The sequence below is a fragment of the Pseudomonadales bacterium genome (genome assembly GCA_024234165.1).
Taxonomy (GTDB): domain Bacteria; phylum Pseudomonadota; class Gammaproteobacteria; order Pseudomonadales; family UBA5518; genus UBA5518.
In genome coordinates, this window is the sequence record JACKOP010000005.1 from 302,012 (window position 1) to 310,906 (window position 8,895).

Sequence of the window (8,895 nt, forward strand, 5' to 3'; positions counted from 1 at the left end):
CAATGTACCGCGAATCGGGTTGTGCGGTGATGCGCCCCGATCGGGGCATCAGCCCCCCGTCTGTTCGTCGTCGAGCATCTCGAGTTCGAGCTTGAAGCCACCACCGGGACCCGGCGCGGAGCGCGAGGCCGGCGTCGCCGGCGACACCGGGTCCGAATGGCGCGAGAGATCCCCTCCAGAGCGGTCGAGCTTGATGCGCAGGCGTACGTCGTTCTGCGAATCGGCGTTGCGGATCGCCTCTTCATCGCTGATCCGACCCTGCTTGTAGAGCGAGAACAGCGCGGAATCGAAGGTCTGCATCCCCAGCGCCTCCGACTTCGCCATGATCTCCTTGATACTGTCGAACTCGCCCTTGATGACCAGCTCCTCGATCGTCTTGGTGCCGAGCAGTACCTCGACCGCTGCGCAGCGTTTGCCGTCGACGGTACGTACCAGCCGCTGGGAAACGAAGGCGCGCAGGTTCTGGCCCAGATTCATCAGCAGTTGTGCGCGCCGCTCCTCGGGAAACAGGTTCACGATCCGTTCGAGCGCCTGGTTGGCGTTGTTCGCGTGCAGCGTCGAGATCGCGAGGTGCCCGGTTTCGGCAAAGGCGAGCGCGTGCTCCATCGTTTCACGGTTGCGCACCTCGCCGATCAGGATCACGTCGGGAGCCTGGCGCAGCGTGTTCACGAGTGCGCTCTGGAAGCTGCGCGTATCCACCCCGACCTCGCGCTGGTTCACGATGCACTTCTTGTGTCTGTGCACGTACTCGATCGGATCCTCGATCGTGATGATATGCCCGCCACTGGTGCTGTTGCGGTGATCGATCAGCGCAGCCAGCGAAGTCGATTTGCCCGAGCCGGTGCCACCGACGAACAGGATCAGGCCGCGCTTGGACATCACCACTTCCTTCAGCACCGGTGGCAAGCCGAGATCGTCGAAGCGCGGAATGTCGATCGTGATGTTGCGCGCGACGATCGAAACCTCGTTGCGCTGGCGGAAGATGTTGATGCGAAAACGCCCCACGGATGGAACGGAGATCGCCAGATTCATCTCGAGCTCCTGCGCGAACTGTCGACGCTGCTCGTCGTCGAGGATCGCGTCGGCAATCGCTGCAATCTCACCCGGTCGCATCGACTCGCTGGCGAGGGGCTTCAGGATTCCCTGGAACTTTGCGCAGGGCGGCGCGCCGGTGCTGAGATAGAGATCGGATCCGTCATTGCTGGCCAGGACCCGCAGGTATTCCTCGAACGTCACGACTCGCACCCTCCGCGCTTGCAGGAACGTCAGCAAGCATAGTCAGGCACTCGCGTCTGCGCGAACGTACACGTTCCGTTTTTACCGCAATCACGGCCGCCCGCAGCAAAGCCCTCAGGCAGACGCTCCACGCTCCTGTGACCAGGCGAACGCCTTCACGGCCCGCAGGATCTGGCGGATCGTGATCTGCCCGATCAGCCTGCCGTCATCGTCGATCACCGGCTGACGGCGGATCTTGCGCGCGAGCATCTCCGTCGCGATATCAACGATGTTGTCGCTGAGCTTCGCAACATGGAGGTTGCTGTTCAGGAGCGCGATAAATACAGGGTGAAAGCGCGATAAATGAGGCGGAAGAGCCCGGAAGAAGCCGGATTTAGCCGGCCAGAATGCAAAGAGTTTGCACGGGGCTGGGAAGTGGGCGCAAGGGTTGCCAGGAAGCGTCTGGCGAGGGCGGCTGAAGGTGTGCTTCGGACCTCATGAAGGCTCGTCGAACAGCTTACCCCGACCACTGTCGGGGTCGCGCAGGTGGCGCCGCGCGCGGATCTGGCGGATCCGCTCCTCGGAGAGCCTGTACTGTCGTGCGAGTTGCGGGGCGGTTTTACCAGCGTCCAGCAGGCGGAGGATATCGCGGTCGCGTGGCGCCAACCGGTAGCCCTGGTCGAGGGGGATGTAGATGCGCAGGCCGGCGTACTCGTAGCACATCATATCCGCCACCGCGCAGCCGATCTGCTCGGCAACTTCGGGAGGCACGCCGAGGCTGAGGGCCGCGCGCTGGGCAGCCTCTGCGACCTCGGCGAGGAACTCATGCCGGAGGGTGTCGGTGACGTCCATCACACGGCGCCCGGCTTCGGTGGATTGAGGTAGCCGGACCGGCTGCGCTCAGCGTGCCGGCGGATATCGTACTCGAGCGCGGCGATAATCTTGCCCAGCGCCTGACCGTCACAGAACTCCAGCCGCTCAACCTTGCAGATCCGCCTGGCCAGCGCGTGAGCGTACTCCCACGCACGCCCTTGGTCGGCCAGCAGCGCCTCGATCTTAGCCATGCGAGCGCGCCTCACAGCTTGCGGGTTCTTGGGCCGGCCCTTCCACTGCGGGACCGGCTGACCGAGCTTCAAACGCAACTCGGCGGCAACGGCATCGAGCTGCGCCTGGTTGCAGTCCCCAGCGCTGCGCACGGCTGGCCCGTGGGCGCGGGAAACCCGCTCGACCAGGTCGCGGTACGTATCGTCATCCAGCCCGAGCCTGCGACGCATTGCCTGGATGGCCTTGATAGCGGCGAGCCGCCGCTGTGCCGGATTCATGCCTCCTCCCCTAGCTCGCCCCCTTGCGTGGCCTTGCGCCATATCACATTGCAGTCGAAGTACCGCACGTACGCGTAGTCCCCACGCTCCGTTACCGGGTCGACTCCCCTCAGTGGTGCTGTGATCTCGATGACCACGGAATCCGGTTGGATGCGCACGCGCGTGGCGTGGAAACCGGACGCACTCAGCTGCAGCAGGCAGACCCGGCAGGCATTGATGCCCGCGAACAAGGCGATGTTCGGAAACTTCGTGCCTCTCATACCTGCAGCGCCGCGATATCGAGCGCGACCGGAGCCCAGTTGTCGCTGCTGCCCACGCGCTCGTAGATACGGATGTAGGGTTTCGTGCTGGCAACACCCACGCTGTCAATGATCGCCTGCATTGCAGCCGCCCACTCGGGGTCGTCCTTGATCTGGAGCTTCGTCAACCGCAGCACACGCCCGGTGTTGACCTTGCCCTTCTTGTCGACCTGGAACGCATCGAGCACCAGCGCGCGCAGCTTGCTATCAGAATCGCGCGACCAGCGCAGGATGCACTTGTCGACCAGCTGCTTGGCCACCTGCAGGCGCTCGTCGAACTCCATGAAGTCAGACATGCTGCGCACCACCCGGTAGCGGCCGTCGAAGCTGCTGAGCGTCACATTGCCCTTCTCGCCGCCGAGTTCGGCCCCGTACGCCTCGGCCGAGAGCTGCACGAACGCCGCAATGTCGTTCGTCGTGCAACTCTTGAATTGGATCATTGCAGTCTGCAGCACACGTGCCTTGGCGACGATGTCGCGCACCAACTCGTCACGTGCGAGGTCGATCGGCGCGATCTGCTCAACGGGTACCAGGTGGCCCTGGGCATTCTGCATGTAACCGTCGGGGATGTTCATCAGGGACGCCTCCCGTGGATTATTCTGAAAGTCAGCTTCTTCTCTTTCCTCCATGCCATGCGCTCCGCCGCACCTTCGGCTCGCAACTCCTCTTCCCGTGCCAGCGCACGGGCATAGCTGGTACAGAATGCGAGCGTCGTGCGCCCGTGCAGCACCCGCCACATGCCGCCGACGGCACGGATCTGCAGAATTGGTGCGGATTCCGAGCCATGCCGGCCACCATTCCGGAGCATGTGGTTGGTGACCAGCTGCAGCTCCAGTTCAGTCACGCGGCGCTCGGCGCAGTCGACGCGCAGGCGCTGGCGTTGGGCTTCGGCCGCCTCGGTATCGCGCTCGGCGTGCGCCCGTTTCAGCTGCTCGGTGTAGTGCTCCAGCGCGTGGGCATGGTGCACAGCCCAGTAGGTGCTGTAGTCGGTGTTCATGCGGTTTTCCTCCCCGGCTCCACCTGTGCAGCGTCGTGTGCAGGAACGTCCAGCCAGTGCTCATCGGCCATCGCGCTGAGCAACTGTTCGCACAACCGGCGCTGCAATGGTGTCGGCTGTGTGAGCGGCTCGCCGTCGCCGGTTGTGCGGGCGGCGTCGTACAGATGGGCGGCGATGTCGCCGCGGCTGCCGGGAGCACAAACGACCAGCGCATTGAGCGCCTGGCGGAATGTCTCCAGCGGGTGCGGTTGCAGGGTGATGTGTTCGATATGCATGGCATTTCTCCGGGGTATACGGCCAGTTGCCGGGCAGACGACTTCATGTCTTCCCAGGTTGCCGCTCGTCCGTGTAGTCGAGCGCCAGCTCGTGCGCGGCGTACCAGCGCGAGGAGGCGCACGCCTCCTGCAGCTCGGCGTGTCGGCCCGTCCAGATCGCCCGCAATCCGGTGCGCGACTCCAGGAGCGCTATCGACTGCTGGTTGTGCAGCAGCGTGGGGTGTGGGTAGATGCGGGCGCTCATGGCGTGCGGCCCTCCGCCTGCGCCAGCGCCGCGCCCACCTGGGCGAGCAGCGAGCAGGTCGCACCCAGGTACTCCGCGTCCAGATCGACGATCACGTGCCCGTCCGGTGTCGTCACGCAGCCGATGTACTCGTGGATCTCGCGCAGCAAGTGCACCTCGCAGGCCTGCAGGGCGGTGCGCATCACGCGGCCGGCGCCGAACAGCTGCGCGTTGGCGCGGCTCGCCGGGCCGCCGTACGCCACGCCGATCACCTCGGCAGGCGCGCTGCCGGCGAGGATGTGCGTTTGCTTGTACGTCATGCCCGGCACTTCGGGCTCGGGTCTCCAGGGGCCTGCAGAGGGCTCGCTCATGGTGTCGTTCTCCCGTTGCATCAGGGCTCGATCAAACGCCGCGTACCACGTCCGCGGTCACCCGCGGTGCGCGCACCTGGGCGGCGAGATTCATCGCCGCGGCCAACACGTTGTGCACGGCCTGCGGGTAGAGCAGGCTCATGCCGCGCTGCTTGCTGCTGGCCAGGCGCTCGCGCAGTGCACTGATGGCGCTCGCCTCGATCACGCGCGCCATCGGCACGCCCGCGCGATCGAATCGATGTTGCAGGTAGTCGTCGAGGTTGTTGTCCAGCGGCGGCAGCGTCAGGATCTCGATGCGCTGCACGACTTCACGCACGTGCGGGTTCGCCTCGCTCAGCTTCAGCGCCAGCTCCGGCTGCCCCAGCAGCGCAATGCCCAGCACCTTGCGCAGCCCGTCCTTGATCTCGAGCAGGCGCTTCAGGTGGTTGAGCGTCGCGGTCGGGAGGGCGTGCGCCTCCTCGATCACGACCAGGTGCTTGAACCCAGCGCGGTGGCTCTCGATCAGCGTCTGCTTGAGCTGGCGGTCGCGCGCCTCACGGCTCGATTTCAGCGGCGCGGTCGGCGCCACCGTCGCCATGATCGCGGCGGTGATGTCCTGCACGCGCAGTGGGCGGCCCTTGGCCTCGGTTTCAGCCATCGACAGTACCGACGGCTCGATCACGTGCACATCGCGGCCCTCGCGGCGCAGCCGGTCGATCAGCTCCTCGCGCAGCGTGCTCTTGCCGGAACCGCTCTCGCCGATGATGGCCAGGAAGCGGCTGTGCAGCGCCGTGCCGAACAGCGCCTCGCGCACGTAGCGGATGTCGTCCGACAGGAACACGTCGGCGATGTCCTGGACATCCTCGAACGGATCGGCCGGCAGGCTGAAATGCCGCAACGCGTCGGGGTCGGGGCGGTACTTGCGCAGTAACATGTCGTCGATCTCCTCGGTAGGCATCTCGTGCCGGGGTTGGTCAGGAGCCGCCGGGGTGCTGCCCGGCGGCTCCACTTCGTCTTCGTCCACTTCCCACGCCGCATCGTCGATGCCGTGCGCGCGCAGGAAGTCCGTGATGGCTGCGCGCACCTGGTCCGGGTTGCGGCGAACCGGGAACTGGTGCCGATGGATCAGGCTGCCGAGCGCTGACGGGCAGATGCCCAGGTGACGGGCCAGCGCGCGCTGGGACGTGCACGCATCGCGCAACAGGGACATCAGGCGCAGGCTCATCCGCCGATCCTCCGCGGAGTCGCGAGCGGCGAGAGCTGCCGCGCGATGGCCTCGATCTCTTCTTCTGTAGCCCCATTCGGCCAGCCCTCGACCAGTGCCGCGTAGTGCGTGGCACTCCAGCCGGGGAAGCTCCGTCTCAGCCGCTGCGCCAGCTCCACATGCCCGAGCACGGACGCGATGTAAACCGGGCGTTGGTAGGGGCGGTCTGCGAACTGCGCCGCCACCTGCACGTCGGGGATCTCCACCTCGAGCGGCGTGCCGCGGCGTGGCACGAACGGGATCTCCGGCGCCTCGGTCAGCGACTTGTACGGGTCGATGCGCCCGCCGAACGGCGTGGCCTTCGTCTTGCGGTTCGCCGCCGCCTCGGCATCGGTTGCCGCGTCCATCACCAGGCGTTCGACGCGCTTGCGGTTCGTGTCCGCGGGCGTGTCCGCGGGCGGCGCATAACTGCCGATCGGCACCGCCGTCGTGGCAAAGCCGTAGGCGTCGTAGGTCAGCGGCTCCAGCGTGAACCACGTGTCGCGGCCATCGGCGGCGTTGGTGTAGAGCGCGCGCGCCCCGTATTCGCCGCCAAATGCATTGCGGGTAACGGTGAGCTTGTCCCCGACGATCACGCCGGGCACGCCCGAGACGTCGTACTCGTGGCCGAGGAATCTGATGCGCAGCAGCGGGCTCACCAGGCGCTGCTCTGGAGCGTGCGACGCCAGACGCAGGCACTCCTCGACGGACGGCGGAAGGCGCAGCTGCTCGGCGGTGATCGTCATCCACGCCTGGTAACGGCTGGAGCCGTGCCGCGTGTGCTTGGCGCTCGCGTTGTAGTGACGCATCCAGTGCCAGGCGGCGGCGTTCAGCTCGGCGAGGCTGTCCGGGCGCTGGAAGCGCACGCGGAACTCGAACAGGCGCTCGATGATGTCGTTGGTCTTCTCCACCTGTCCCTTCGCCCAGGGCTGCCCGGGCTGGTTGACCCAGACATCGATGCCGAGCGCCGCGCAGAGACTCTGGAACAGCGCGCCGGTGTTGGCGCTGCCGGGATCCACCATCACGACCTTCGGCACGCCGCAAAACGGGTCTGCGAGGCCGCGGCGCTGGATTGCGTGGATGAAGGTGCGGCAGAGATTCGCGCCGGATTCTGCCCCCAGCACGTACTCAACATAAAAGGCACCGCTCGCGTGGTCCGTGAACACGTAGCGCCACACGCGGTCGTTCTCGATGCGCTTCAGGTTCTTCGGCTTGTTCTTGTTGAACTCGGCCACCGGCATCACGTGCACGCCGGCGTCGCGGCGCAGGTAGTACAGCACGCACAGACTCGGGTCGATCTGCCACACCTGGTTCGGGTGCTCGCTCGCGAGCTGGACTTTCGGCGCCGGGGCGTTCAGCTGCGCGGGGTGCAGGCGGTGGCGTCGCAGCGCGCGCGCGGCGCTGCTGGTGCTGAGCCGGCGCACCTCGCCCGTCTCCGGGTCGATCGATTCGCCCTGGATCTCGCCGTTGTCGCGCATCATCTCGATCGCCGCCTCGAAGCTGCCGAGCTGCTTGGCGTTCTGCCGCTGAATATCGCCCATCGTCCCGGCGAGCGTTTCCAGCTCCTGCAGCGCCCACGCTGTTTTGCCCGCATCGCTGCGCCGACGCCGCGGCGCGCGCACCAGGCGGCGCAGTTGCGGGCTCACGTGCCGGTACACGGTCTGCACGCTGCACTGCCACTGCTCGGCGTAGTGCGCGGCCACCGCGCCCTTGCCGCCGTGCCCGGCCTGCAGGAACGCTTTCACCGCCTCCGCGAGTTGCGTCGCGCTCGGTTGCATGGGCGATCAGTCCTCGTGTTTCATCCAGGCCGCGGCGGGGGACCACTCGGCGCTGTGCTTGTCGTCAATCACCGGCGCCATGACGCCGTCGCTGTCGCGCAGCGTCCGCAGCGTGTTGATGAGGTCCGCGATGATGCCGCCCACTTGGGCGCGCACATTGACGGTGTCCCGCGCATGGCGCTCTTCGTGTGTGACCAGCGCGATCAGTGCGCCGGACAGGCCGGCTTCCTCGCTGCCGAGCCCGATGACATTGCGCACGGCTTGGGCGCGCTCGCGTGCCGCCTCCAGCAGCTGCTCGAGCTGTTCGTCAGGCGTCGCGCGCTTCCATGCGTGGCGGGCCTTGTCGGCGCGCTCCTCGGCGCGGTTCAGTTGCTCGCTCAGGCGCGCGATGTTCTTGTCCTTCGCGTCGACGGTGGCGCGCGATTCCTCCAGCTCTTTTGCCTGCTTCGCCGCGAGCGTCACCAACTGGCCGGTCACCGCCTCGCGGTCGGCACCAGCCTCCAGCGCCTGGCGGATCACGACCTGGTCATCGGCGGGCAGGGCCTTCAGGGCGTTGTAGTCGCGCTGGCCCAGGCCGATGCGCTCGGCGGCTTCGTAGAGGTCGGCGCCGAGCAGGTCGAGGTTGCTGGCGATCTGACGGCAGCGCCGGGCGCTCTTGCCCAGGAATGTCTCGCAAAATTCGTCCAACGAGGAAACGTGTTTCCGCGTACCGTCAGCTGCTTGGTAGGCCAATCCAACGTAACTGTTTGATTTCACGATCTCCGAGTACGCCTCGGCGATGATCCTCGAGGAAACGGTTTCCGCGACAAGCGCCGCCTGGATGCGGCCTGCATACATCGCGGAGGTGGCCCAGCCGACAGCTGTCTCGGTCGTCACGATGCCCCCCGCCTCGTGGGCGGCGATCAGTTCCTGCTGGCGCCCCGCCAGCAGCTCGCGGTCGAGTTGCGGGCCGGCCGGCTCGGGTGCCGGCAGGGGCTGGCGGCCGCGCTTGGCGGGGGTGGCTTCGGGCTTCTTGAACATCGGGTGCTCCTTGGGGTCAGTCGGATTGCCGCGAGTAGCGGTTCTTGAAGTCGGCCAGTGCGCGGTCCTCGCGCGCCACCTCGTTGGCGTGCGCGATGGCGATCTGGACGATGCGGGGAGCGAGGCGCCAGTGACCGGGCGCGAGCGCGTTCTGCTCGACCAGGCCATCGGCC

14 protein-coding genes are annotated in these 8,895 nt (G+C 66.6%); all 14 read right to left on the minus strand.

Features of this window, described 5'->3' with window-relative positions:
- Positions 1-48 precede the first annotated feature (48 nt).
- The gene (locus H7A12_16450) at positions 49-1,236 is read right to left on the minus strand and encodes a PilT/PilU family type 4a pilus ATPase (GenBank protein MCP5322373.1); all 1,188 of its coding nucleotides are present in this window, start codon (positions 1,234-1,236) and stop codon (positions 49-51) included.
- Between the two features lie 114 nt (positions 1,237-1,350).
- Positions 1,351-1,554, minus strand: a complete 204-nt coding sequence (locus H7A12_16455) for a CBS domain-containing protein (GenBank protein MCP5322374.1) — start codon at positions 1,552-1,554, stop codon at positions 1,351-1,353.
- Positions 1,555-1,710: 156 nt separating this feature from the next.
- Positions 1,711-2,067, minus strand: coding sequence for a hypothetical protein (locus H7A12_16460; GenBank protein ID MCP5322375.1), 357 nt, complete (start codon positions 2,065-2,067; stop codon positions 1,711-1,713).
- Positions 2,067-2,537 carry a regulatory protein GemA gene (locus H7A12_16465; GenBank protein MCP5322376.1) on the minus strand — a complete coding sequence of 157 codons (471 nt, stop codon included), beginning with the start codon at positions 2,535-2,537 and terminating at the stop codon, positions 2,067-2,069. The genes H7A12_16460 and H7A12_16465 overlap by 1 nt, the downstream gene beginning before the upstream one ends.
- A complete protein-coding gene (locus H7A12_16470; protein ID MCP5322377.1) occupies positions 2,534-2,797 on the minus strand; it encodes a hypothetical protein in 264 nt (87 codons plus the stop codon). The genes H7A12_16465 and H7A12_16470 overlap by 4 nt, the downstream gene beginning before the upstream one ends.
- Positions 2,794-3,411, minus strand: coding sequence for a DUF3164 family protein (locus tag H7A12_16475; GenBank protein ID MCP5322378.1), 618 nt, complete (start codon positions 3,409-3,411; stop codon positions 2,794-2,796). Before H7A12_16475 ends, H7A12_16470 begins: the two co-directional genes overlap by 4 nt.
- Entirely contained in the window at positions 3,411-3,833 is a 423-nt protein-coding gene (locus tag H7A12_16480) for a hypothetical protein (protein ID MCP5322379.1), read from the minus strand. The genes H7A12_16475 and H7A12_16480 overlap by 1 nt, the downstream gene beginning before the upstream one ends.
- Positions 3,830-4,108, minus strand: coding sequence for a hypothetical protein (locus H7A12_16485; protein ID MCP5322380.1), 279 nt, complete (start codon positions 4,106-4,108; stop codon positions 3,830-3,832). The genes H7A12_16480 and H7A12_16485 overlap by 4 nt, the downstream gene beginning before the upstream one ends.
- Before the next feature lie 43 nt (positions 4,109-4,151).
- Positions 4,152-4,352, minus strand: coding sequence for a hypothetical protein (locus H7A12_16490; protein ID MCP5322381.1), 201 nt, complete (start codon positions 4,350-4,352; stop codon positions 4,152-4,154).
- Complete coding sequence (locus H7A12_16495; protein ID MCP5322382.1) at positions 4,349-4,702, minus strand: hypothetical protein; 354 nt, start codon at positions 4,700-4,702, stop codon at positions 4,349-4,351. Before H7A12_16495 ends, H7A12_16490 begins: the two co-directional genes overlap by 4 nt.
- Before the next feature lie 31 nt (positions 4,703-4,733).
- Positions 4,734-5,906: an AAA family ATPase gene (locus H7A12_16500; GenBank protein MCP5322383.1), complete on the minus strand. Its 1,173-nt coding sequence runs from the start codon at positions 5,904-5,906 to the stop codon at positions 4,734-4,736.
- On the minus strand, positions 5,903-7,702 hold the full coding sequence (locus H7A12_16505; protein ID MCP5322384.1) for a transposase family protein: 1,800 nt from the start codon (positions 7,700-7,702) through the stop codon (positions 5,903-5,905). The genes H7A12_16500 and H7A12_16505 overlap by 4 nt, the downstream gene beginning before the upstream one ends.
- A 6-nt stretch (positions 7,703-7,708) precedes the next feature.
- Entirely contained in the window at positions 7,709-8,722 is a 1,014-nt protein-coding gene (locus H7A12_16510; GenBank protein ID MCP5322385.1) for a hypothetical protein, read from the minus strand.
- A 16-nt stretch (positions 8,723-8,738) separates the two neighbouring features.
- A partial coding sequence (locus tag H7A12_16515; GenBank protein MCP5322386.1) for a hypothetical protein occupies positions 8,739-8,895 on the minus strand: 157 nt, incomplete at its 5' end.

What these genes read in the sequence shown, in the direction of transcription:
- H7A12_16460 (MCP5322375.1), bottom strand. Translation starts at nt 2,067, where the DNA reads ATGGACGTCACCGACACCCTCCGGCATGAGTTCCTCGCCGAGGTCGCA.
- H7A12_16475 (MCP5322378.1), bottom strand. Translation starts at nt 3,411, where the DNA reads ATGAACATCCCCGACGGTTACATGCAGAATGCCCAGGGCCACCTGGTA.
- H7A12_16465 (MCP5322376.1), bottom strand. Translation starts at nt 2,537, where the DNA reads ATGAATCCGGCACAGCGGCGGCTCGCCGCTATCAAGGCCATCCAGGCA.
- H7A12_16485 (MCP5322380.1), bottom strand. Translation starts at nt 4,108, where the DNA reads ATGCATATCGAACACATCACCCTGCAACCGCACCCGCTGGAGACATTC.
- H7A12_16495 (MCP5322382.1), bottom strand. Translation starts at nt 4,702, where the DNA reads ATGAGCGAGCCCTCTGCAGGCCCCTGGAGACCCGAGCCCGAAGTGCCG.
- H7A12_16480 (MCP5322379.1), bottom strand. Translation starts at nt 3,833, where the DNA reads ATGAACACCGACTACAGCACCTACTGGGCTGTGCACCATGCCCACGCG.
- H7A12_16500 (MCP5322383.1), bottom strand. Translation starts at nt 5,906, where the DNA reads ATGAGCCTGCGCCTGATGTCCCTGTTGCGCGATGCGTGCACGTCCCAG.
- H7A12_16505 (MCP5322384.1), bottom strand. Translation starts at nt 7,702, where the DNA reads ATGCAACCGAGCGCGACGCAACTCGCGGAGGCGGTGAAAGCGTTCCTG.
- H7A12_16510 (MCP5322385.1), bottom strand. Translation starts at nt 8,722, where the DNA reads ATGTTCAAGAAGCCCGAAGCCACCCCCGCCAAGCGCGGCCGCCAGCCC.
- H7A12_16490 (MCP5322381.1), bottom strand. Translation starts at nt 4,352, where the DNA reads ATGAGCGCCCGCATCTACCCACACCCCACGCTGCTGCACAACCAGCAG.
- H7A12_16470 (MCP5322377.1), bottom strand. Translation starts at nt 2,797, where the DNA reads ATGAGAGGCACGAAGTTTCCGAACATCGCCTTGTTCGCGGGCATCAAT.